Source organism: Nostoc commune NIES-4072 (assembly GCF_003113895.1).
Taxonomy (GTDB): domain Bacteria; phylum Cyanobacteriota; class Cyanobacteriia; order Cyanobacteriales; family Nostocaceae; genus Nostoc; species Nostoc commune.
This window is the reverse complement of the sequence record NZ_BDUD01000001.1, coordinates 4,939,315-4,962,442: the sequence shown is the minus strand read 5'-3', so window position 1 is coordinate 4,962,442 and position 23,128 is coordinate 4,939,315. Positions and strand designations below refer to the sequence as shown.

The following is a 23,128-nucleotide window of genomic DNA, read 5'->3' as shown; positions in this document are numbered from 1 at the left end:
TTATTTCCGTAATTGACAAAGCTTGACCATTTGGGAAGCAATGTTTGAAAGTGTTAAAATCCAGTCTACTGCAACAGCAGAAATTGCTGCTTCTGGCATAACATCGCTCTCAGCTGTGGCAGGTTCTTGTACGATAGTAAGCCCTCCCCGCGCTTTTATTTTCTTAAGACCTTGCATACCATCTTGGTTTGCTCCTGTCAATATTACACCAATAACTTGCTGACCGTAGACATCGGCTGCTGACTCAAATAGCACATCGATAGATGGTCTGGCATAAGAAACAGGCTCATCAGTCGAGAGGGCAAAGTGACCTGGTTCAACCAATAAGTGATAATCTGCTGGAGCTATGTAAATATGTCCCGGTAGTATTTCGTCTTTGTCTTCCACTTCTCGAATTGGTAACGAAGTATATTCTTGTAATAACTCTTGGAGTGTGTTGTTAGACTCCTTGTGACGGTGTTGCACGATCGCGATCGGCACTTGGAAGTCTGCTGGTAAATTACCCAGGAGAATTTTTAAGGCTGATAATCCACCCAAAGAAGTACCAATGACCACAATTTCAAATGCCACTTGTTTTGTCCCCACACCTGTTAGTGTGACTTGATGGCTCATCAAACCCTTTTAGCATTCTCCACCACCACAGCTACTAACTTACCTTGACTTGCTTTTATACCCACTAATCAAAATTATATATTTTTGTCATTTACATTACAATTAGAAATTTTATTATTGTGAAATACTTTACATAAAAAATATTATTTTTCTGCTTTTTTTGAATTTTAGTTAATGCCAGAATCGATACATTATAGAAATATATTTTTGCTAAATAACTAACTTTTAAAAGTTTAATTATTATTGTTTTGACAATTCATAAAAATTTACTTAAGCTAAAGGATAGGTTAAGCAAATCAACAAACGACAGCGATTTGGTTTAGCTACATCAAAAATTGCTGTTGCAGACTATTGGTATGAGGAAATTAATCGCAACAAAAATCATTCTCTAAAGGCAAGTTTACTAAATTTGTCTACCAAAAGCTAAGACATGATTAAGCGTATTGCGCCGCGCACATATTGAACAGATTCCGGTCAATTATAGATAGATACTTGTAGTGATGTTAGCGGGTATCTATCAATCATTGAAGTTTAACTAGCAATTTTGGATTAAGGTCTTCTGGTTTATATCTCGTCAGGGACGGAATAAATCTAAAATCCAAAAGACGCTCGATAACTCGCTAACGGTACGCTATCGGCAATCCAAAATTGATTGACCATAGTGCGGTAGATATGTCCAGGAGAATCCAATGCTTGAGTATTTTACATCATTGAACGACCACAATTTACCCTATCCAGATACGATTCATCCCATCGTTGTCCACTTCGTAATTGCGATGGTGTTGTTTTCCTTTTTCTGCGATGTAGTTGGCTATTTTACTGGTAAATCCAGTCTTTTTGAGGTGAGTTGGTGGAATATGTTAGTTGCCACGATCGCCATCTTCGTGGCGATTATTTTTGGTCAATTTGAAGCGGGTTTAGCACAGCCTTACAGCCTAGCTAAATCGGTGCTGAACCTGCATACGTTGATTGGTTGGTCCCTTTCGGGAATCATCACGGCGATTACAGCTTGGCGCTATGTAATTCGTGCCCGCAACCCGCAAAAAATATCAATTTATTATTTGGGAGCCGGACTAGTTTTAACTTTGATAGTTGGCTTGCAAGTATATCTCGGAGATGAACTTGTTTGGGTGTATGGATTGCATACAGTGCCAGTTGTGGAAGCAGTAAAGGATGGTCTGTTGCGATGAACTCAGAATTAATCGATCAATTGAGCGGCTCTTTAGGCGCAAACGGATTACCTTACACAATTCCCATTCATCCCAATTTAGTCCATCTGACAATAGGTTTGTTCATCATTGGAATGACCTTTGATATTGTCGGTGTTCTGTTCCCCTTTGAAAAATGGGTCTTCAAGTTTTTAGCCATTACTGTGGAACGTGACAACTTATTTAATGTTGGCTGGTACAACATGCTAGCTGCCAGCATCATCACATTTTTCACAGTGGCAGCAGGCTTTTATGAAATGCTGTTGGCAACACCACCAGCGGATATGAAAAGTGCCTGGGGATTACAGGCAATGGAAACTATGCTTTGGCATGGTGTAGGTGGTGTGTTCTTATTAGCGCTGATTGTTGTCCTGACCATCTGGAGAGGATGGCAGCGCTTCGTTTGGGCCAAACAAGAATATAAACAGACAGATAGAGAAGTGCAATGGATCTATCTGTTGGCAGGCATAGCAATCATGTTCATTCTGTACGTCCACGGGACACTAGGGGCGCAAATGGCTGCCGAGTTTGGCGTACACAATACAGCAGATAATTTGCTGCGATCGCACCAAGACCTCAACACAACTCTCAAATAAGTCCTTTGTCCTTTGACTAATGCCCAATGCCCCATGCCCAATGCCCAATAACCAATGACCATGAAAATCCAGAAGATTTTAAATATTTTGACGCTGCTTACAGGCGCGATCGCAGTGACTGTTACGAGTCTCTGGATCGGGAAGCAGGCTTACTTTTGGCTTCCTCCCCAAGCAGCAGCCGAATCCCTACTAATTGATGATTTGATTAGCTTCTTAGTAACCCTTGGTTCCTTCATCTTCTTGGGAGTAACAAGTACTTTAATGTATTCTGTGATCTTCCATCGGGCAATCAAAGATGACTTCACCGACGGCCCCCCGATTCATGGCAATATCACCTTAGAAGTTGTGTGGACAGCAATTCCAATTCTTTTGGTGTTTTGGATTGCGGGTTACAGCTACCAAGTTTACGAACAAATGGGGATTCAAGGCCCATCGGAATTAGTTCACCTGCATAATCCGCTAGCAATGCAATCGGCTCATGCAGAACCAAGAGATGTACCAGCTAACGCTTTAGCGGAACCTGTAGAAAAAATCGATGTACTCGCTAAACAATGGGCGTGGGTTTTCCATTATCCTGAAAAAGATATTACCAGTACCGAATTGCATTTACCTAGCGATCGCCGGATACGTTTAGCACTGAAATCACAAGACGTTCTCCACGGCTTCTATATACCTGCATTTCGCCTCAAGCAGGATATTATTCCCAACCATGCGATCGACTTTGAATTTACTCCCATCCGCGCCGGCAAATACCGATTGACCGATTCTCAATATAGCGGTACATACTTTGCGACGATGCAGGCGAATGTGGTTGTCGAATCTCCTGAAGATTATCAACAGTGGCTAGCAGAAGCTGCAATCCAAAAGCCATCGGTAGCAAATAATCAGGCAGCTTCTGAGTATGCTCAAACATCCAATCAATCAGTCCAAACTGGTTGGGTTACAGTTCCACCTGCTGCACCTCCTCTAGTAAATTCACCTGGTTGAAAGGAAAGTAACCATGACTAATGTTCCTATTGAAGGTATTCTTCTCCCTGATGAGAAGCATAACCACGAATCTGCAAGTAACTGGAAAGAATACTTCAGCTTTAGTACCGACCACAAGGTAATTGGTATCCAGTATCTCGTTACCTCATTCTTCTTCTTTCTCGTCGGCGGTATCTTTGCGATGGTGATGCGGGGAGAACTGATGACACCCGAATCAGATTTAGTAGATCGCACCGTCTATAACGGCATGTTCACCATGCACGGCACTATAATGCTGTTTTTGTGGACATTTCCCTCACTCGTTGGTTTTGCCAACTATTTAGTACCCCTGATGATTGGGGCGCGAGATATGGCATTTCCCCGCCTTAACGCCGTCGCCTTTTGGATGGTGCCGATAGTCGGAATTATCATGATGGGTAGCTTCTTTGTCCCTGGTGGGCCAGCCCAAGCCGGTTGGTGGTCTTACCCGCCAGTCAGTCTTCAGAATCCCACAGGTAACTTGATTAATGGTCAAGTTCTCTGGCTCTTAGCGGTGGCAATATCCGGCGTATCCTCAATTATGGGGGCAGTCAACTTTGTCACCACAATCGTGAAGATGCGGGCCCCAGGAATGGGCTTCTTTCGGATGCCCTTGTTTGTCTGGGGGGTGTTTAGCGCCCAGATTATCCAACTATTCGGACTACCTGCATTAACAGCTGGTGCGGTGATGCTGCTACTCGACCTCACAGTTGGCACGAGCTTTTTTGACCCAGCCAAGGGTGGGAATCCAGTTATGTTCCAGCATTACTTCTGGTTCTACTCCCACCCCGCCGTTTACGTGATTATTTTGCCTGTCTTTGCGATTTTCTCAGAAATCTTTCCAGTTTATTCACGTAAACCCTTATTTGGTTACAAAGTAGTTGCTATTTCATCCATCTTGATTGCAGGTGTAAGCGGCATTGTTTGGGTACACCACATGTATGTCAGTGGTACATCAGGCTGGATGCGGTTGATTTTCATGCTGACGACAATGTGTGTGTCTGTACCCACGGGAATTAAAGTATTTGCCTGGGTAGCAACTATTTGGGGCGGTAAACTGCGACTAAATACCCCCATGCTGTTTGCTCTGGGTGGATTAGTCATGTTTGTCTTCGCCGGCATCACAGGCATTATGCTTTCCTCTGTGCCAGTTGATGTCCACGTTAACAATACTTACTTTGTAGTGGGACACTTTCACTACGTTCTCTACGGCACTGTGACGATGGGCTTATTTGCTGCCATCTACCACTGGTTCCCCAAAATGACTGGGCGGATGTACTCTGAAAGCTGGGGTAAAATTCACTTCTGGTTAGCCTTCATTGGCACTAACCTTAACTTTTTACCCATGCACCCATTAGGATTGCAAGGAATGCTACGCCGAGTCGCTTCCTACGCCCCAGAGTATCAATACTGGAATATCATCGCTAGCCTCGGCGGATTCCTCTTAGGAATGTCCACCTTGCCCTTCATTTTCAACATGGTGATTTCTTGGATGCAGGGCGAGAAAGCACCTGCTAACCCTTGGAGAGCAATCGGACTAGAGTGGTTAGTTTCTTCACCCCCCCCAGTAGAAAACTTTGAAGAAATTCCCATCATCGTCTCCGAACCCTACGGCTACGGCAAATCAGAACCCTTAACAGCCAACCTCCCAGAATAAACACAAACTATCGGGAAGACGCAAAAACCCTCTGCGTCCCTCTGCGCTTCCCTCCGCGTTCCTCTGCGTTTCAAACTCAACCTCAGCTAAAAGCAAAATGGACAGTTATATCAATTCCCACGAATTGCACCACACAGCCGCAGAACATACCCACGACGAAGAAGGCAACAAGATGTTTGGCTTCATTGTCTTCCTCCTCTCAGAAAGCGTCATTTTCTTAAGTTTTTTCGCCGGATATGCCATCTACAAAACAACAACCCCTAACTGGCTACCAGCTGGTGTTTCCGGGCTAGAAGTAAAAGAACCGACAATCAACACAGTAATTCTTGTCGCCAGTAGCTTTGTAATTTACTTAGCAGAACGCGCCCTTCAACGCCATGACTTAGTGAAATTTCGCCTATTTCTCTTGACAACAATGGCGATGGGAACTTACTTTTTGGTTGGGCAAGCGATTGAATGGAACGGCCTCGATTTTGGCTTCACTTCAGGGGTATTTGGTGGGACGTTTTACCTGCTAACAGGTTTCCACGGTTTGCACGTTTTCACTGGTATTCTGTTGCAGTCGATTATTTTGGTACGTTCTTTCATCCCTGGCAACTACGACACAGGTCACTTCGGCGTGAACGCGACTTCGTTGTTCTGGCACTTCGTCGATGTTATTTGGATTATTTTGTTTATCCTCATCTACGTTTGGCAGTAAATGAGAATGAGGGAGAAATTACTCCCTCTGCTTATTCAATTCAATTAATGATTGCAACACATCCTTGGATAAAGCGGGATAAAGACGCGATGAATCGCGTCTCTACAAATGGTCTTGTCGAATTCTTTTTTCAAATTGGTATTAGATTAAATAAATCGTGTTGGGCACGATCGCAAATAAGGCATACTCATACCAAGCAGTCCATAAGAAACTGCGAATCCATCGCTGGCGTTTTTCGGGACTCAATTCATATTCAAACGCGCCACTAGATACATCAATGGAAGATAGGTGAGAGTTACAACCACAGCCGTGTTGATAAGTAAAACCATATTTAGAAGCAATGCTTTGCACCTTCATCTGAATCGCAAACACCTTACCTGCATGGAGTATGGCATCCCAAGCACGTTTGTGTTCGATATCACGCTGATCAAATCTTAAGGCGCGTTCTTCAAAAACATGATCCCGGTAAATTGGTGCTAAATGCACATGATAGAAGCTGGCAGGTAATTCATAACCAAACTCGTTGAATAAATCTATGCCAATGCGAGCCACTTTTACTTCATCAGCATACTCTGTCCCCTTTGACTCCACATCACGGAGAATTTTTGTAAAGTTCGGATAGCTGTGTTTGAGAAAGTCTTGCCCAAAAAATTCTAGGGTTTCCCATGCTAGTTGTGCAAATAGTTGGGAAAATGACGGGATCAAGTGAGCTAGTTGGGGGCGATCGCTAAATAAGTCAACGTCACCATGCTGTAATTTGTATAGGAACAACTGCGCCATCTCAACATAGCTTTGGGGATGAGAAAGTCCGACACTCGTGGTTCCTCTAGCAATGTCTTGCCATATAGAAGGTAGTTGAGAAACTTGAACCGCATTTTCTCCAGCAATGATTGCAACAGGAGGACATTCGAGAAGCTGCATCGACAATCTCCTTTAAGACTTTAATGTATAATTTACCTTAATCCCTGTCTAAGTCTATCTTCTGAATACAATTAAAAATGTTTGACAGACTGTCTTTTGACAGCGACCGTAGCTTTGTTTATAATATTTTTTCTGGTAAATACTTAGTGCTAATTAGAATACACTTTTAGTTATATTCTCTCTACTTTTACGGTTAAATTCACCTAAATCAACGTGAGTTCGACAGGTTACAAAGACCTCTCCCTGCTGTTGCTGTGCAAAACCTGTCTCTCTCAGACTCGGAGAAGGGCAGACTTGAACTTTAGTTTAAGTCAGGCAAAGGTTTGTGGAACTCACCTTAAATCACGTTCATCTAATGGTTCAAACGGTCTAGATTTTAACCACCAGCGATTTTCTTGTATAGTTTTTCCCCTTTGACTATCTCTTCATAGTACTGTTCATAAGGGGTGAACCTGATAGATTCTTGTCTTCCTAAACCTAAAATGCCGAAAGTGCCAAGGCTATTATAAAAAAGTTCGTGTACCCGCTTTTGAAGTACCTGATTGAAATATATCAGGACGTTACGACAAAGGATAACATTAAACTCATTAAAAGAGCTATCAGTTGCTAAATTATGTTGGGCGAAAACAACATTTTCTCTTAGAGATGCTCGAAATATAGCGTTATCATAAGCTGCTGTATAATATTCAGAGAAAGACTTCTTACCGCCTGCTTTCAGGTAAAGTTGAGTATATTCTTGCATCAGTTTCAGAGAAAAAATCCCACTTTTGGCATTTTGTAATACCTTTTCATTAGTATCAGTTGCATATATGCGGCAACGGTGGTAAAGCCCTTCTTCTTGTAGTAAAATCGCCATTGAGTAGACTTCTTCACCAGTCGAGCATCCAGCGTGCCAGATGCGAATAAATGGATAGGTTTGCAAGAAGGGGATAACTTGATTTCTGAAGGCGTGATAAAAGCTGGGATCACGAAACATTGATGTGACATTCACTGTCAGAGCAAGCAAAAATCGTTCCAAATAGACACGGTTGTGGAGTAACCGTTCTTGCAATGCAGAAACATTTGCTAACCCCTCTAATTCCATGAAGCTCTGAATGCGGCGCTTGAGTGAGGAAAGAGCATAATTACGAAAGTCATAACCATAATATTGATACACACCTTCCAAAAGTAGATGTATTTCTATATCCTCCAAGGTAGGCTTGGGCAAAGTCATAGTACGAATTAGCATATATGTTGAGCCAGTTTTAGTTATTTATATGTGCTGGCAATACAACGAGTTAAGCTGCTTAAAATTAGCCAAATTAATCCCAAAACACCTGATTGAGAAAAATTATTCACATTTTAAGTGGTAGGATTTTTATAACCAAAGTGAATCTTAGTCCGAAAATAGCTTGCTGAGTCTATTAAATTTAATAACGATGCTACTTATGGGGTTCAGTTTCACTTAATGGCTGTTACTCCTAAAGCAGCGATCGCTATTATTGAAATCCCAACTAGCCATCTTACTTGATAGCGTAGATTTCTAATCTCTTGGCTCAGATTTTCTCTCTGTGGTATGGGATATGGTTGAAGTTCTGCAACTTCAACAGCTACTTCTGGGGCTTTCTTTTTGGTACTTTCAAAAGTTACCTGCGTATGTAGCCAATTAGTAATCAGTTGAGGACAGTTTTTCTTAAACCAATTTAAAGCCAAAGTTCTAAAAACTGGTTTGGACATTCGCGCAATTAATTTCATTACCCTGTTTACGGGCTTCACACGAAGCTTTTGGTTGATCAGATTGACTGAGCCAACATCATACAGACAATCCAGAATTAGTTTAACAGTGGCTTCTTCACTGTTAATCAAGTTTTGCAGTAAAAGCAGAACATCGTGCATACGCTCTGCTTCAATAACTTTTTCTGTTAAGGTTTCTGGAGAACTTACTGAAGGACTTACGGTTGTATTTAGGGCGTTTCGTCTTACTATTGTCATGTTAGTAACGTAGCAGTCATAATAATGTAAGTACACCTGTCTACCGAGAGAAAGATTTTTTATCTAGAGAAAGAACCTAAAAGCCAAAACTTTTTCGTGAGACACATGATTATATCGTGTCTGTAAAAAGGCTATTTGTCTAGTTTCTATGAAACTTTTATTCACTTCTGGAATAATCAAACTAGAACTACAAAGTAGAATCTGCTGATTCAATGGGAGTATCTGTTTGAGAAAAAATATCTTTATCTTTTATTTAGATGTTAATACCTCAATTTGTGCAACAACTCGTTCTAATTCGTCAATGATTATAGTGGTTCCAGTCTTTCTGAAGGCATCCACAAGCGCCCGATAATACCAAAGAGTTCCTTCTTTACCTCCGTGAAAACGTTCCCAAAGTGATTCGCCCAAAACACGATAATCTTTGAGAATAGATTGGGCGTTGTAAAGTTTATCTGCTAATGACACAAGCAGTACTGATGGGGAAGCAGTACGAATGTGAGCAATATATGCCTCCTTGCGCTGTAGCCAAGGCGGTTTTGGAGTTGTATCAGCGTCAGTACAACCATCTACAATTGCTGTTACATTATCACCAAAGCGACGGCGAATTTCTTCTCGTGTCGCAACGCCACCTTGATCTTCGATCGCATCGTGTAAAAGAGCTGCGATCGCCTCATCTTCATTTGCCCCATATTCTAAAGCAATACTAGCGACACCTAATAAATGGGCAACGTAGGGAACACCTGAACCTTTACGAACTTGCTTGGCATGTAGTTGGGTGGCGTAGGTAAGAGCTGTGGTAAAGCGTTCTGAGAGCATTATTTTGAAGGATTAAAATAGCTTATAGTCAGATATTGCACTGATGTTAATGTCAATTTTATAACAAACTGCTCCAGCCGCAGAGAACGTAAGGTGGGAAAGGGGTACAGAAGTAATTGAATCTCAACCTAAAATTGAAATATCTATCAAGCTTGCTATGGCATCATCATGACCAGCGAAAAAATAACGGTGCAGTCTTTGTATACTGTCACTGATAAAGAATTAATGCTGATAAGTTCGCAAAACCCAGAACTGCGGTTTGAACGCAATGCTAATGGAACGTTAGAAACTATGCCCCCAACTGGTGGAATTTCTGGTAATCGAGAAATAAAAGCGGGAGCCTATTTATTGAATTGGGTAGAAAGTCAGGATTTAGGTGAAGTATTTAGTTCAAGTACAGGTTTTAGATTAGCAAATACTGCTGTCAGATCGCCTGATGCTGCTTTTATAGCTAAAGGACGTTTGCCAGAAGGTTGGGACGAAGAAGAAGACAAATTTATTAATTTAGCACCCGACTTTGTAATTGAAATTCGTTCTAAAAACGATAGCTTGGCAAAACTTAAAGCCAAGATGGAAGAATATATTAGTAATGGTGTTCAATTAGGATGGTTAATTGATAGTAAAAATCAGCAAGCTTTAGTTTATCGCCGGGATGGTTCAATTACTCAATATCCAGCTACGGCAGTTTTAAGCAGTGAAGATGTTGTGCCTGGTTTTACCTTGTCATTAAGAAAATTATTATAAAATTGACCATATTCTATAGCAATTAGATACAAGGATGCGGCAACCCAAAAATTTGTTTAAAACTAGACTACAATCTTTATCCTTAAACAGCTTTTGGTGCAGCATTAGTTAAAAAAAGTAGCATAACGATTAAATTCTCAAGATACCATCTTTCTTTTGAGCGATATTTTCTGACATAGCTACTCTACATCATGCCCCTGAAAAATCCTGAGTAGAAAAACAAAAGTTTTTATTAGATAAAATTATGTAATTCTACTTTTAGATAGACAATATTTAAATCTATATTCCATCGCCAGATAGATAAGATTTAGATAGCAATTTCCTTAGATTAACTAAAGGATATGCTATTTATAGGAGTAAATTTAATAATGCCAGACAGTCCTGGATTAGGAGAGCAGGCGCTGAATAAAGCGGCAGAAATTGGATTATCTAGCCAATTAGATGAAGTAGAAGATTTAGATATAGACATCCAAACAGACCCTCTAAAACTAGTTCAGGGAGAGGTGGATTCAGTCACGATTGAAGGTGAAGGTTTGGTTATGCAGAAAGACCTCCGTATGGAGGAATTGGAAATGCAAATGACTAATGTCGCCATCAATCCTCTGAGTGTGGCTTTTGGCAAAATTGAACTCACTAAACCTACTGAAGCTAAGGCACAGGTTGTGTTAACCGAAGCTGATATTAATCGGGCCTTTAATTCAGAATATGTGCGATCGCAACTGCAAAGCCAAAAAATCCATGTTAACGGGCAACTCAGGACTATCGAACCTCAAAATGTAGACTTTCGACTACCTGGTGATGGTAAAGTAGCACTAAATGCCAGCATGAAATTAGTAGAAACTGGTGAAAATCAGCAAGTTGCTTTTTCCGCAGTTCCCAAGATCAGTGGCAATGGAAAAACTGTTGCTTTGGAAAATGTCGAGTATGACGAAAGTGAGGAAATATCGCCAGAGTTGACAAAAGCTTTGATAGATCAAACTAGCGAAATTCTAAATTTGAGTAACTTCGATTTAGATGGAATGAGTCTGCAAGTTAACCAACTAAAAGTAGAAGTAGGCAAACTAACCCTACAAGCTGAAGCTTATGTTGAAAAAATTCCTTCAGCTTAAATAATAGGACGTTAATAAATTCAGGATACTAAAATGGAAACTACAGACACAACGCAAACAGGTTCAACACCTTTTCCAAATATTCCACCAGTTATTGAAAGTAACGACAGTGAGTATGTTGATAGCGGCGTACCAAGCACAGTTGCGATCGCAGGACATCCTCTACATCCTTTGACTGTGATCTTTCCCATCGCTTTTTTAGCCGCCGCCTTGGGAAGTGATGTTGGCTATTGGTTAACTCGTGATTTCTTTTGGGCTAGGGCTTCATTCTGGTTAATCGGACTTGGATTAGGTTTAGGCTTAATCGCAGCAGCCACCGGTCTGAGCGACTTTTTGAAAATTGAACGAGTTCGCAAGCGCACCGCCGGTTGGGTGCATTTGATACTTAACGTTTCTATCCTGGTTTTATCACTCGTCAACTTTCTCCTGCGTTTGGACGATGCTGAGTCCCGAATATTACCTTGGGGACTATTAATCTCCCTCGTTGTTGGTACACTGACTAGCGCTTCCGGCTGGTTTGGTGCTGAACTCTCCTATCGCCACAAAATTGGTGTAGTAGGCGCTGGTAGCAGAAGATATCCATAACGAAATAATTCGTAATTAAAATCCAAAATTACGAATTATTAAGAAAGAGCAATGCAGAGGCTAAAATTTTCGTTAGTCTTTAGCCTTGAGAAAATGCTCCAACATCGTAACCAAACAATATTTATTATTCTTTCTCTGCTCATCGTTGTACCGATGGGCTTTTTGTTTAAGTACTACACTGGCCCTGCCCATCAGTGGTTTAATGACTACGGAGCAGCTATATTTTACGAAATATTTTGGTGTCTGTTTGCATTTTGGTTTTTCAGAAGTCGGGCAGCGATAATCCAAATTCCTATATGGGTTTTTGTCATCACCTGTATACTAGAATTCTTGCAACTTTGGCATCCGCCGCTATTAGAAGAGATTCGCGCCACTTTGATAGGTAAGTTGTTACTTGGTACTACCTTTGTTTGGTGGGATTTTCCTCATTATGTATTGGGTTCTGTATTAGGTTGGTTGTGGCTGCGACAATTACAGAAAATAGGTTATGCAAAAAAAAGTCAAGGTTAAACCTAATTCAAAACAACAAAAAATCGAAGAACAACCTGATGGCAGTTTGACTGTGTATTTAAAATCGCCCCCAGTCGATGGTAAGGCTAATGAAGAGTTAATTAAACTATTAGCAAAGAAATTTGATGTAGCCAAATCTGATATCAGAATAAAATCAGGTTTGTCCTCTCGGCAAAAACTGATAGAAATTGATACAGACTACTAGTTGCTGCTTAGTAATACCTTCTTATTGGAAGACTCTACCTCCTGTTGATTGTGAGGCAATGTCCTACCCAATATATCCTCTAGCAAAGCCAAGAAACGAGAGACACAAAAAAAGCAAAATCGAGTTTTTATGCTTGGGTAATACTGATATACCTTGGTTGAGCTTTGACTCTTTCTATCCAATCTTGGATAGCAGGAAAGTGTGTTAAATCGAACCCACCTTCATCAGCTATATGAGTGTACGCGAACAAGGCGATATCAGCAATTGTGTAACGCTCTGCCACTAAAAAAGTGTGAGAACTTAAGTGTTTTTCCATCAGGCTAAGTGCTGCATAACCTGGTTCACGTTTTTGCTTTATAGCTTCACTATATTTTTCAGCTTTACCTAAAATAGAAATCCAAAATCTTGATGTAGCAATAAAAGGTTCATGGCTATACTGTTCAAAAAATAACCATTGCAGCACCTGCGCTCGTAAAAAGCGATCATAAGGTAAAAATTCTGTACCTTCACTTAAATATACCAATATGGCATTTGATTCTGCCAAGTATTTCCCTGGCTCAATTTCAATAATAGGTATCTTTCCATTGGGATTTTTACTTAAAAATTCTGGTGTTCTAGTCTCGCCTTTCAAAATATTAAGCTCTACCCTCTCAAAAGGCATACCTAGTTGTGTCAATAAAAGACGTATCTTATAACCATTGCCAGAAGGTAAAAAATCGTACAGACGCAGTAGTTCCATGCTAAAATGCAGTTAAGAATATGTTGAGAATTAGAGGTTCAAAATACAATATCTTACCAAAATATTTTCCCAAAACCGGATGATTTTTTTGAAGATTTCGCTTAGAAGTAATAAAGAAAATTATCTGAAAAAATAAAAAACATTATTCATTTCTAGATTGAGATATTTAATTTAGTCAGTGGTCGAGAATAAAACTATGTGTGGAAGATTTACTTTAAATCAGTCAGCAGAAGCTTTAGCTCAAGTTTTCCATGTCGTCGAGCCAGTTCTGGATTTAGCAGCCGGATATAACATCGCACCGACGCAAATGGTGGCAACAGTGTTACAAAATCCCGAAAGCGAAAAGCGGGAATTTAAGCAATTGTATTGGGGATTAATTCCGTCATGGGCAAAAGATGCAGGGATAGGGGCAAAGCTGATTAACGCTAGGGCTGAAACTGTTGCCGAAAAACCATCTTTTCGTTCGGCTTTTAAGCATCGACGTTGTTTAGTGATAGCTGATGGCTTTTATGAGTGGCAACGGCAACAAGGTAAAAAGCAGCCATTTTATTTTCGCCTTCAAGATGGGCAACCCTTCGCCTTTGCAGGTTTGTGGGAGAAATGGCGATCGCCTGCTAACGAAGAAATAATCTCTTGTACAATTTTGACAACCGCAGCTAACGAATTACTCCAACCTATCCACGAGCGGATGCCAGTAATTCTAGAGCCAGAAGATTACGATTTATGGCTAGATTCCCAAGTGCAAACGCCCCAAACTCTACAGCAGCTATTGCGTCCCTATCCAGCGCCAGCAATGACTGCGTATCCCGTTAGCACCTTGGTAAACAACTCTCGCCATAATAGTCCAGAGTGCATCATTCCACTCAGTGAGAAGAATGCCCCCACAAATCAGTTAAATTAGCTATTGAGTGGACTGGGGATTAGCCGAAGAATATTTCCAATACCTAATACCCAGTCCCAATCCCCAATCTCCAATCCCCAGAGAGTAGTATGCCAAGAACACAAAAGAACGATAATTTTGTTGACAAATCCTTTACAGTTATGGCAGATATTATCCTGAAGATCCTGCCAACCAACAAAAAAGCTAAAGAAGCGTTTGTTTATTATCGAGATGGCATGTCAGCCCAAGCAGAAGGCGAATATGCTGAAGCATTGGAATATTATGAAGAAGCTCTAACATTAGAGGAAGATACCAGCGATCGCGGCTATATTCTCTACAATATGGGGCTAATCTATGCCAGTAACGGTGATCATAACAAAGCTTTAGAACTGTACCACCAGGCAGTTGAGTTAAACCCACGGATGCCCCAAGCTTTGAACAACATCGCTGTGATTTATCACTACCAAGGCGAAAAAGAGAAAGAAGCTGGAGATAACGAGGCTGGCGAAGCACTGTTTGATCAAGCCGCAGACTATTGGATTCGAGCTATTCGCATGGCTCCCAATAACTACATCGAAGCTCAAAACTGGTTGAAAACCACCGGGCGATCGCAAATTGACGTATTCTTTTAGTCATTAGTCATTAGTTCTTTGTCATTTGCTAAGAACTAATGACCAATGACCAATGACCAATGACCAATGACAAATGACAATTTATGATTGACCAAGAACAAGTTCATAAAGTAGCTAATCTTGCCCGTTTAGAATTAACTCCCGAAGAAGAAGAACAATTCACTACTCAGTTAGGAAGTATTCTGGATTATATTCAACAGTTGGATGAACTTGATGTTAGTAATGTGCCTCCAACAACGCGGGCAATCGATGTCAGCAACATCACACGAGAGGATAAATTGCAACCCTATCCTGACCGAGAAAGCATCCTCAACAGTGCGCCTGAACAAGAAGGTGAATTTTTCAAAGTACCAAAAATCCTCAACGCTGAATAGTCAAAAGCCAAAAGTCAAAAGTCTTAGATTCTTGGCCGTGCCGATTTTAGATTAAATAATTAAAAATTATTTCGGTTCATGCCCTGCCCTTTGGGATGCCTTGAGCAAGCCGTTGGCTGGGCGAAACAATCCAAAATCCAAAATCCAAAATTTAAAATTGTTTGACTGTGGACTAATAACTAAGGAGATAATTATGGGTTTGGGAATTCTTAAGGATGGCCAATGGATATCTCAAAGGGATCAAGAAGACTCAGAAGGTAAATTTATCCGTCCATCAACTACTTTCCGCAACCACATTACAGCTGATGCTTCTAGTGGCTTGAAAGCTGAAGCAGGGCGCTATCATCTGTATATTTCTTGGGCTTGCCCTTGGGCGTGTCGCACCGCCATTATCCGCCAATTGAAAGGACTCCAAGATGTCATTGGGTTATCAGTCGTTGGCGCAGAAATCGATCAAAATAGCTGGGAATTTGGAGATGAACCGGGGTGCATTCCCGATATAGTTAACGGGACTCAATATCTTTGGCAACTTTATCTAAAAGCTGACCCTAACTATAGCGGTCGGGTGACAGTTCCAGTTTTATGGGATATCCAAAATGGGACAATTGTCAATAATGAATCCCGCGAAATCATTCGGATGTTTGATACAGAATTCAATGCTTTCGCTAAACAAAATATCAACTTTTATCCAGAACATTTACAAAAAGTAATTGACGAGACGATTGATACAATTTATCAACCAATAAATAACGGTGTCTATCGGGCGGGATTTGCTACCACTCAGTCGGCTTATGATGAAGCAGTAACAGAATTATTCACGGCTCTCGACTACTGGGAAAAAGTATTGGGAAATCAACGCTATCTTTGCGGAAATCAAATTACTGAAGCGGACTGGTGTATGTTCACTACTCTGTTTCGTTTCGATGTAGTTTATTATGTGCATTTCAAATGCAACTTACGCAGAATTGTAGATTATCCAAATCTGTGGAATTATCTCAAAGAACTTTACCAACTGCCGGGAGTTAAAGAAACTTGCAATCTTGACCACATCAAACGGCATTATTACAGAAGCCATCCCCAAGTTAACCCAACTCGCATCGTTCCAAAAGGGCCACTGATTGATTTTGATGCACCCCATAACCGGGATAAAATATTTGCTTGATTAATACTGCTGACCATTAACTATTTTGTTCGCTTGTCGCGTCATCACTTCATGAGTATTACATGTAACCAAGAACTTAGTGCCATTCATCTGGAGTAAAAAATTTTAAAGCGTTAATTTTTGCGAAATCTACATCATAGAGTACAAATACTCAAAATGACAGTAATTCGATAAAGGTTAGAGGATATTTGAAAAGTCCTTTTGTCGAGCTTGAAAACAACTAGCAGTGCTGCGGAGTTCTTCTTTTAAAAGAAGTTACAAAGTTTTGGTTAGAGTGCCCAACATTAGACGATGGTAATAAATCCCTAACCACCCGGATGTGACCCCGTAAAGGCAGCTAAAAGGGGGCCATTAAATAATTTAACTTGTGAGATAGGTCTTCGTGAGTTTCTACGGTTATAACAGAAGGTGACATTAGGATACACTGGCTGTTAAATACACCTGAAGTTCAGCAGCGACAAACAAAATCGCTGTTAGTGACTTTCTGCCTAGTATCTTATTGCTTTTTGCTGTATGAAACTTACTCAAATCTACGGCAAGTCTCCCTCAAGAAGGTTTCTTAACATCTAAAAAGACTCCCACTGTTTTGAAGCTATAGTCTTAGAATATTTACAAGCTTTACTTACGAATTAGCTCTCTCTAAAGAAAGAAAGTACCGTTTTTGCTGTCTAAGCTGACATTCTACCTGTTTCTATTGGTATCTGTGTAGCTTAACAAATCGGCGGATTCATTAATATTAAGCCTGTTTTACTATTTAGTTCTTACCCTGGTCTATCAGACTGCCTAGTGTTCTATTTAACTTTGTTCAATAGCTTTTAACCCTTATCGCTCCCATGCTGACCCATCACCGCAAGCCCGTGTGCTTATCACTTATTTCCACTGACCTACCAATCTGGTCTGTTGTGGAAACTGCCGCGACATTGTATCAAAAAGATACTGATAGATTCCATTTGCTGCTGACCGCACCGCCTTTAATTAGCTGTGAAGTAGAGAGTGTCGTAAGTCCAGAGGATACACTTCCTCAAAGTAAGAGCAAAGCTTACGCCCCTAATAGTCCTAGAATTTTGTGGCTGGAGATTTCCCCTTACCGAGTCATCATGACTATGCAAGGTAACGCTCAAGTGAGTTACCGTCACTTTTGGGAACGGGGCGTTTATGGCATTAGTCGCTATTGGTTGCCAACTGAGTCGTTGCAACCTAACAATCCTATTCGTTTACGAAATTTTACTAGTAGCCTAATTCTCAACGGACATCCTTTACCAGAACATTTGCGTCTGGAATATGAATTGTGGGCAGAAAAAGTTCAATTAGGATGCTACATACTGAATTTGGAAATTAAACATTGATACTTATGGGGAGTAGGGAGTAGGGAGTAGGGAAAAGTTTTACCAATACTCAATGCCCCATGCCCCATGCCCCATGCCCCATGCCCAATGCCCAATTCCAAATCCCTTTTAACCAAAATAACTGGGTTGGTTTCCAGGTTTCCATTTAATATTGCAACCAACACTCGGCTTTTGGTCGCTTGTAACAGGTTTATCCGCCAGCACTGCTTCAATGGCTGCGCGTAAATCTGCGCCTGTTACGGGTTTACCATTACTGGGGCGACTATCATCTAATTGTCCCCGATAAACAAGTTGCCGTTGGTCATCAAATACAAAAAAATCAGGTGTGCAAGCTGCTGTGTAAGCCTTTGCTGTTTCCTGACTCTCGTCGTAGCATAAGGTAAAATTAAACCCTTGTTCTGTTGCAAATGCTTGTAACGATTCTGGCGCGTCATCTGGGTAATTTTGTGCATCGTTAGCACTGATGGCAACGATCGCTAAATCACTTGTAAAATAATCTTTTCCTAACTGCACTAGTTCTTGTTGAATGTGCTTTACAAATGGGCAATGCCGACAAATAAACATTACCAACAACGCTTTTTTATCTGCGAAGGTGGAAAGTGAAGTTGCCTTTCCAGATACCACTTCCGGTAGATTAAAATCTGGTGCTTTTGTGCCTAATGGCAACATAGTTGAAGCAGTTAAAGCCATAGTTCACCCAATATTTTTACGCTGATAGCGGCTTTTGCTATCAGTATATTTTTACTCTAGCACTAAGTTTTCCATAAATTAAGAGACGGTAAATTTACCGTCTCTTATATTTCTTGAGAATTAAGTTATAGAAATTAGTTTTTATAGACTTCCCAAAACCCCAATGATGCCATGTCCTGTGAATACTTCTAATGCTATTAGAGAGACAAAACCAATCATTGCTAAACGACCGTTGAGCATTTCTGCATAGGGAGTGAAACCAGTGCGATCGCCTTGCTCATCTATATAAACTTTCGGCTCGATCGCAAAGTTGTTCAGTTTGCCTTGGTCATCAATTATAGCAGTGTTTGTACGCATGGATTTTTCCCTGTCTTCTCTTTATGTAAATAACTGTAACAAACTTATTAATTTTTGTAAAGTATCTTAATCTGCTCAAGTAGAAGTCCCAGCCAGAGATATGATCATGGATCGAGTTCAAAGCTATGTATAACAAACAGGCTCCGCTCCTTCTGCGTAAGCAATCTCAGTTACCAATCCATTCCCCATAAGCTAATGCATCGATTTCGAGTAGAGGTTATTGCCAAAACACCAAACCCGCAGCAGGTGATTTATGCCGCGATGCACCAAGACTATACCGATGGGTTCGTGTATGATGAGCGCGATTCTTGGCCCTCGGAGTCACAAAGCGGCGAAGTTATTGTTAAGCGACTATTAGCGGGTGAGAGAGGACACTATGGGCCTCTAGAGCATCCCCAGATTGTTTTTAACTGTGGCTACTTTCCTCACAGTGTGATGCAGCAGGCTCGTACTCATCGGGTAGGAGTATCATTTGATGTTCAGTCTTTTAGGTACACAGGCAACCAGTTTATTGAAGTAGTAGAAGGTAAGAAAGACATAGAAGATGTTTTTTATCTACGTCCCGTTGGTTATTACACTGATAGACAAGGCAAAAAATACCATTATTCACCAGAGCAACGAGCAGCAGATTTGCAGTGGTGTCTAGAAGCAGCTAAACGATATAAAGCTGATTTTGAGGGTGGAATGTCTGAAGAACACGCAAGAGGTAAAGTACCTTTTGATTATCGCCAGCATTTTGTAGTTAGTTTCAATTTAAGGTCTTTCTTGCATTTTTGTGACCTGAGAAATAAGAAAGATGCTCAACTTGAAATTCAAAAGTTGTGTGAAATGATGTGGCCCCATTTTGAAGAGTGGGTACCTGCGATCGCACAATGGTATGAAAAGCAGCGTCTAGGTAAAGCAAGATTAGCACCATAATCATATTTTGAGGCAAATTCATACTGAATTCGACTCCTAGTTCTGAATTATTCTCATAAAAAATTTGTAAAATTATTTCATGCGTCGAGATTCAATATTTTACAAACTGTTTCAGCAGTCTCCCACTTTGCTGTTTGAACTAGTGGCAAATCCTCCAAATAATGCAGATAGTTATCGTTTTGATTCAGTCGCCGTCAAAGAACCAAAATTTGAAATTGACGGAGTATTTCTGCCACCTGAAAGTGATGGTGCTGGAGTTGTATATTTTTGCGAGGTACAGTTCCAGAAAGATGAACAACTTTATGAAAGAGTATGGGCTGAATCTTCGTTATATTTTTACCGCAACCGTGCCAGATTTAGCGACTGGCAAGCAGTGATAATTTACCCGTCACGCAGTATCGAACAAAGTGAAGCAGTACGGTCTTGGGGTCTCCCCAAGTGGAGTAACTGCTGAACCCGAAGGGTGATATTCATCCTCATCGCTCATTGCTGAACGGCGGACAAGTACATCGGGTGTATTTAGATGAATTAGGGGATATTCGTCAATTACCTATATGGGTGGCGCTGATGGTATTAACTACAGTGGATGAAGAACAAGCACCAGAAGAAGCAAGGTATTTGTTAACAAGAACCACTCAAGAAATGCGATCGCCATCGAATCGCGCCATAATTGAATTAATAACGACGATCATGGTGTACAGATTTGAACAATTAACTCAAGCGGAGGTAGAGTCTATGTTAGGAATCACGCTTAAGGAAACGCGAGTTTATCGAGAAATTAAAGAGGAAGGACGTGAAATTATTGATCTATTAAAGAGGTGTAATCAGCTAGGAATTAATAATTATCAGTTTGAAGGTGGTACTGGAGGTATGAGCATTTATTCCTTTCTCGGTTCTCTTTCTGACTCTTTAGACGGATATTTTTACAACCTAAGTCTTTTTTTCTCATTTCCTGGTTTACCTCCCAAAACTTTGATTAAGAAAAGCTTTACTTTTTCTGAAATAAACTATGTATCAAACGATCTTCTTACTATTGATATCTACGATTTAGTTGATGAGTACGTCCAAATTGCGAACCAACTCGGACTTGCCAAAATAGATTTAAGTTCTATTCTTGTGTAAACTTTTTTTAGATATCATTCAGTCTAAATACGAGGCAAGGTTACAATCTCTAGTTGATCCTGATATTTACCTTGACGAGCTTCGTAACTGATAGCGCATGGTTCACCTTCTAAAAATAGCAATTGCACTACACCTTCATTTGCGTAAATGCGACAGTCAGCGCTGGAAGAATTGGAAAACTCTAAGGTAAGATGACCTCGCCATGCAGCCTCAGCAGGCGTTAGATTTGCTATTATGCCACAACGTGCATACGTAGATTTTCCAATACAAATTACAGTAATGTTTTCAGGAACCTCCAGTTTTTCTAGAGCAACCCCAAGTCCATAGGAATGAGCAGGTAAAATAAAGTAACTGCCATTAGCATCCGTATGCAGTGCTGTTGGCTCCAGATTCTGGGGATTAAAGTTTTTGGGATCAACTACAGTTCCAGGAATGTGGCGAAAAATGCGGAACTCAGCCGGAGAAAGGCGTATATCATAGCCATAAGAAGACAAACCGTAGCTAATTACAGGTTGAACCGCCACAGACTCATCTTTTTGTACTTTTCGGATTAAACTTGGCTCAAAGGGCGAAATCAAACCCTTTTGAGCCATTTCAGTAATCCAGATATCGTTTTTAATCACAACTTCACAGCTAATTCAAACCGAATTACTAGGATATCCTGAATTGAGCATTTTATTTAAGGTCGATAACTCCGGCGGATTTCTGTAATTTGATCTGCTACATCGAGAAGAGATTTTGGCATCTCTGGGCCTGTGAGAATGATATCGACGTGGGGAGGGCGTTTTGCCAAAAACGCTAAAACTTCCGTTTCAGGAATTAAACCAAAGTTAATCGCTAAACTTAACTCATCTAAGACAACGAGAGAATACTTACTCTTACATACTACCTGCTGTGTATACTGCCACAGGTTTTGTAAGGCTTGATTTTCCGAATCGTCTAAATGTGGTGTATCAATACAACGAGGCAAATCACAGCGAATCCAATCTAAATTTTGTCCTAGTTGTATGGGTCGATCCTGTCCTTGACGAATACCCCCTTTGAGAAACTGCACTATTAATACTGGCGTTCCTTGTCCAGCTATCCTCAGTGCTTGGGCCATAACGCTCGTAAAAAAGTTGCGATGGGAGCTAGTGAAAACTTGCACTAGTCCTTCCACTGGATATGGTAAGGTAAGGGGTGAATTTATACTTGGAGTTTCTAGCTGGGCAACCATAGGATAAAGTTCAAAAAATTACAATAAATTAAAGATTTGTGCTGGCGGTACTGATTACAAATCTGCCTATATAATCTATCTGTTTTTCACAGTTGTGGTGAATTTGGCAAATTGCATTCTTAGTCAAACACTAGATTTGTGCTGAAGTCAAGATTTCTGTGGATTTAAATTCTCGTCTTTTCTCTGAAAGTAATTGTAAAAATGAAAACATTAGAGTTAAAGTTCCAATTATTTAAAAAATCTGGGTAGAACGTCTGAAAAGCCCTAAATATTAGATTTATCGGTTGTTTAGGCAAAACAGACTTAGCAAGTAGTGAATTTGACAGGATGAGGAGTAAATTGTTGTGAGATTGGTGATTCTGGGAGGTTCAGGATCGGGTAAAAGTACTCAAGCACAAAGGCTTTGCAGATATTTTGATATTCCGATGATTTCCACAGGTGAGATTTTACGGGAAGCGATATCTGGCGATAGCCTGCTCCCGGAGTTGCAATGGTCGGAAACTGACCCCCGGACTTCTCTTTCGGTTTACGCTAGCCTGAGTGAACTAGGGTACCACGCCCTGCCCTACATGCAAAAAGGGGAATTGGTTCCAGATGAAATGATCGTTGAATTGATCCGAATTCGCCTCAGACAACCAGATATTAACTGTGATTGGGTGTTGGAAGGCTATCCTCGTACTGCTTTCCAAGCTGAAGAATTAGATTTTTTATTGGATAATTTAGAGCAAAAACTAGATTGGGCGATTTATCTCCAAGTCCCAGAAGCTGTTATGGTTAGCCGTTCCTTGGGGCGATCGCTACCAGATGACCAACCAGAAATCGTACAACGCCGTGTAGAATTATTTTACGATCGCACCATTCCAATACTTGAATATTACGACCGTCGTCGCTGCTTGTTGACCATCAACGGCGACCAGTCACCAGATATGGTGGAGCAAAATATTTTGACTCTGCTTTCAGTTCCTTAGAAGGGGGCAGGGGGAGATGAGGGAGTCAGGGAGATGAGGGAGTCAGGGAGAAGAATTAATAACCAATGCCCAATGCCCAATGCCC

Annotated in this window: 27 protein-coding genes and 1 pseudogene; 18 read left to right on the top strand and 10 right to left on the bottom strand. The window is 40.8% G+C overall.

Annotated features, from left to right (window positions below; all coding sequences use genetic code 11):
* The gene (locus tag CDC33_RS22095) at nucleotides 1-570 is read right to left on the bottom strand and encodes a chemotaxis protein CheB (RefSeq protein ID WP_109012669.1); all 570 of its coding nucleotides are present in this window, start codon (nucleotides 568-570) and stop codon (nucleotides 1-3) included.
* A 731-nt stretch (nucleotides 571-1,301) separates the two neighbouring features.
* Between CDC33_RS22095 and CDC33_RS22090 the strand changes: the two genes are divergently transcribed.
* The 5 genes from CDC33_RS22090 (at nucleotide 1,302) to CDC33_RS22070 (ending at nucleotide 5,778) form a co-directional block, all read left to right on the top strand.
* Nucleotides 1,302-1,802 (top strand): DUF2231 domain-containing protein, encoded by a 501-nt coding sequence (locus CDC33_RS22090; RefSeq protein WP_109010708.1) that lies wholly within the window; start codon nucleotides 1,302-1,304, stop codon nucleotides 1,800-1,802.
* On the top strand, nucleotides 1,799-2,416 hold the full coding sequence (locus CDC33_RS22085; RefSeq protein WP_109010706.1) for a DUF2231 domain-containing protein: 618 nt from the start codon (nucleotides 1,799-1,801) through the stop codon (nucleotides 2,414-2,416). Before CDC33_RS22090 ends, CDC33_RS22085 begins: the two co-directional genes overlap by 4 nt.
* A gap of 60 nt (nucleotides 2,417-2,476) precedes the next feature.
* On the top strand, nucleotides 2,477-3,403 hold the full coding sequence (locus CDC33_RS22080; RefSeq protein ID WP_109012668.1) for a cytochrome c oxidase subunit II: 927 nt from the start codon (nucleotides 2,477-2,479) through the stop codon (nucleotides 3,401-3,403).
* A gap of 13 nt (nucleotides 3,404-3,416) precedes the next feature.
* Complete coding sequence (ctaD, locus tag CDC33_RS22075) at nucleotides 3,417-5,078, top strand: cytochrome c oxidase subunit I (protein ID WP_109010704.1); 1,662 nt, start codon at nucleotides 3,417-3,419, stop codon at nucleotides 5,076-5,078.
* Nucleotides 5,079-5,175: 97 nt separating this feature from the next.
* Entirely contained in the window at nucleotides 5,176-5,778 is a 603-nt protein-coding gene (locus CDC33_RS22070) for a cytochrome c oxidase subunit 3 (RefSeq protein ID WP_109010703.1), read from the top strand.
* 141 nt (nucleotides 5,779-5,919) lie between these two features.
* Here CDC33_RS22070 and CDC33_RS22065 read toward each other — a convergent pair whose 3' ends face one another.
* The 4 genes from CDC33_RS22065 to CDC33_RS22050 all read right to left on the bottom strand — a co-directional run bounded on the left by CDC33_RS22065 (nucleotide 5,920) and on the right by CDC33_RS22050 (nucleotide 9,486).
* On the bottom strand, nucleotides 5,920-6,699 hold the full coding sequence (locus CDC33_RS22065; RefSeq protein ID WP_109010701.1) for a hypothetical protein: 780 nt from the start codon (nucleotides 6,697-6,699) through the stop codon (nucleotides 5,920-5,922).
* Nucleotides 6,700-7,075: 376 nt separating this feature from the next.
* A complete protein-coding gene (locus tag CDC33_RS22060; protein ID WP_109010699.1) occupies nucleotides 7,076-7,912 on the bottom strand; it encodes a CheR family methyltransferase in 837 nt (278 codons plus the stop codon).
* Between the two features lie 227 nt (nucleotides 7,913-8,139).
* The gene (locus tag CDC33_RS22055; RefSeq protein WP_109010698.1) at nucleotides 8,140-8,670 is read right to left on the bottom strand and encodes a hypothetical protein; all 531 of its coding nucleotides are present in this window, start codon (nucleotides 8,668-8,670) and stop codon (nucleotides 8,140-8,142) included.
* 249 nt (nucleotides 8,671-8,919) lie between these two features.
* A complete protein-coding gene (locus CDC33_RS22050) occupies nucleotides 8,920-9,486 on the bottom strand; it encodes an HD domain-containing protein (protein ID WP_109010696.1) in 567 nt (188 codons plus the stop codon).
* Nucleotides 9,487-9,654: 168 nt separating this feature from the next.
* On the opposite strand from CDC33_RS22050, the gene CDC33_RS22045 reads away from it, so the two are divergent.
* The 5 genes from CDC33_RS22045 (at nucleotide 9,655) to CDC33_RS22025 (ending at nucleotide 12,639) form a co-directional block, all read left to right on the top strand.
* The gene (locus CDC33_RS22045; RefSeq protein ID WP_109010695.1) at nucleotides 9,655-10,230 is read left to right on the top strand and encodes a Uma2 family endonuclease; all 576 of its coding nucleotides are present in this window, start codon (nucleotides 9,655-9,657) and stop codon (nucleotides 10,228-10,230) included.
* A gap of 368 nt (nucleotides 10,231-10,598) precedes the next feature.
* On the top strand, nucleotides 10,599-11,339 hold the full coding sequence (locus tag CDC33_RS22040) for an LmeA family phospholipid-binding protein (RefSeq protein ID WP_109010693.1): 741 nt from the start codon (nucleotides 10,599-10,601) through the stop codon (nucleotides 11,337-11,339).
* 33 nt (nucleotides 11,340-11,372) lie between these two features.
* On the top strand, nucleotides 11,373-11,924 hold the full coding sequence (locus tag CDC33_RS22035; protein ID WP_109010692.1) for a DUF2231 domain-containing protein: 552 nt from the start codon (nucleotides 11,373-11,375) through the stop codon (nucleotides 11,922-11,924).
* A 93-nt stretch (nucleotides 11,925-12,017) separates the two neighbouring features.
* On the top strand, nucleotides 12,018-12,434 hold the full coding sequence (locus CDC33_RS22030) for a ribosomal maturation YjgA family protein (RefSeq protein WP_109010690.1): 417 nt from the start codon (nucleotides 12,018-12,020) through the stop codon (nucleotides 12,432-12,434).
* Nucleotides 12,412-12,639 carry a DUF167 domain-containing protein gene (locus tag CDC33_RS22025; RefSeq protein WP_109010689.1) on the top strand — a complete coding sequence of 76 codons (228 nt, stop codon included), beginning with the start codon at nucleotides 12,412-12,414 and terminating at the stop codon, nucleotides 12,637-12,639. The genes CDC33_RS22030 and CDC33_RS22025 overlap by 23 nt, the downstream gene beginning before the upstream one ends.
* Nucleotides 12,640-12,766: 127 nt before the next feature.
* Here the strand turns inward: CDC33_RS22025 and CDC33_RS22020 are convergent, their stop codons facing one another.
* Nucleotides 12,767-13,378, bottom strand: coding sequence for a glutathione S-transferase family protein (locus tag CDC33_RS22020; RefSeq protein ID WP_109010687.1), 612 nt, complete (start codon nucleotides 13,376-13,378; stop codon nucleotides 12,767-12,769).
* A gap of 196 nt (nucleotides 13,379-13,574) precedes the next feature.
* Here CDC33_RS22020 and CDC33_RS22015 point away from each other — a divergent pair, with 196 nt between their 5' ends.
* The 5 genes from CDC33_RS22015 to CDC33_RS21995 all read left to right on the top strand — a co-directional run bounded on the left by CDC33_RS22015 (nucleotide 13,575) and on the right by CDC33_RS21995 (nucleotide 17,772).
* Nucleotides 13,575-14,279, top strand: a complete 705-nt coding sequence (locus CDC33_RS22015; RefSeq protein WP_109010685.1) for an SOS response-associated peptidase — start codon at nucleotides 13,575-13,577, stop codon at nucleotides 14,277-14,279.
* An 89-nt stretch (nucleotides 14,280-14,368) separates the two neighbouring features.
* A complete protein-coding gene (locus CDC33_RS22010; protein ID WP_109010684.1) occupies nucleotides 14,369-14,890 on the top strand; it encodes a photosystem I assembly protein Ycf3 in 522 nt (173 codons plus the stop codon).
* 83 nt (nucleotides 14,891-14,973) lie between these two features.
* On the top strand, nucleotides 14,974-15,264 hold the full coding sequence (gene gatC, locus CDC33_RS22005) for an Asp-tRNA(Asn)/Glu-tRNA(Gln) amidotransferase subunit GatC (protein WP_109010682.1): 291 nt from the start codon (nucleotides 14,974-14,976) through the stop codon (nucleotides 15,262-15,264).
* Nucleotides 15,265-15,457: 193 nt separating this feature from the next.
* Nucleotides 15,458-16,426 (top strand): glutathione S-transferase family protein, encoded by a 969-nt coding sequence (locus CDC33_RS22000; protein WP_109010681.1) that lies wholly within the window; start codon nucleotides 15,458-15,460, stop codon nucleotides 16,424-16,426.
* 833 nt (nucleotides 16,427-17,259) lie between these two features.
* Nucleotides 17,260-17,772 carry a hypothetical protein gene (locus CDC33_RS21995; RefSeq protein ID WP_100898999.1) on the top strand — a complete coding sequence of 171 codons (513 nt, stop codon included), beginning with the start codon at nucleotides 17,260-17,262 and terminating at the stop codon, nucleotides 17,770-17,772.
* Nucleotides 17,773-17,880: 108 nt separating this feature from the next.
* On the opposite strand, the gene CDC33_RS21990 is transcribed toward CDC33_RS21995, so the two are convergent.
* Complete coding sequence (locus CDC33_RS21990; RefSeq protein WP_109010679.1) at nucleotides 17,881-18,462, bottom strand: thioredoxin family protein; 582 nt, start codon at nucleotides 18,460-18,462, stop codon at nucleotides 17,881-17,883.
* Between the two features lie 141 nt (nucleotides 18,463-18,603).
* Entirely contained in the window at nucleotides 18,604-18,819 is a 216-nt protein-coding gene (locus CDC33_RS21985) for a CAB/ELIP/HLIP family chlorophyll-binding protein (protein WP_109010678.1), read from the bottom strand.
* Nucleotides 18,820-19,014: 195 nt separating this feature from the next.
* Between CDC33_RS21985 and thyX the strand changes: the two genes are divergently transcribed.
* Nucleotides 19,015-19,737, top strand: coding sequence for an FAD-dependent thymidylate synthase (gene thyX, locus CDC33_RS21980; protein WP_109010676.1), 723 nt, complete (start codon nucleotides 19,015-19,017; stop codon nucleotides 19,735-19,737).
* A 79-nt stretch (nucleotides 19,738-19,816) separates the two neighbouring features.
* A pseudogene (locus CDC33_RS21975) lies at nucleotides 19,817-20,535 on the top strand (Rpn family recombination-promoting nuclease/putative transposase); the annotation flags it as partial.
* A 347-nt stretch (nucleotides 20,536-20,882) separates the two neighbouring features.
* Here CDC33_RS21975 and dcd read toward each other — a convergent pair.
* Together dcd and CDC33_RS21965 are read right to left on the bottom strand one after the other, a co-directional pair.
* A complete protein-coding gene (dcd, locus tag CDC33_RS21970) occupies nucleotides 20,883-21,452 on the bottom strand; it encodes a dCTP deaminase (RefSeq protein WP_219930106.1) in 570 nt (189 codons plus the stop codon).
* A gap of 86 nt (nucleotides 21,453-21,538) precedes the next feature.
* Nucleotides 21,539-22,075 (bottom strand): P-loop NTPase family protein, encoded by a 537-nt coding sequence (locus CDC33_RS21965; RefSeq protein WP_109010673.1) that lies wholly within the window; start codon nucleotides 22,073-22,075, stop codon nucleotides 21,539-21,541.
* 344 nt (nucleotides 22,076-22,419) lie between these two features.
* Here CDC33_RS21965 and CDC33_RS21960 point away from each other — a divergent pair, with 344 nt between their 5' ends.
* Nucleotides 22,420-23,043 (top strand): adenylate kinase family protein, encoded by a 624-nt coding sequence (locus CDC33_RS21960; RefSeq protein ID WP_109010672.1) that lies wholly within the window; start codon nucleotides 22,420-22,422, stop codon nucleotides 23,041-23,043.
* Nucleotides 23,044-23,128 lie beyond the last annotated feature (85 nt).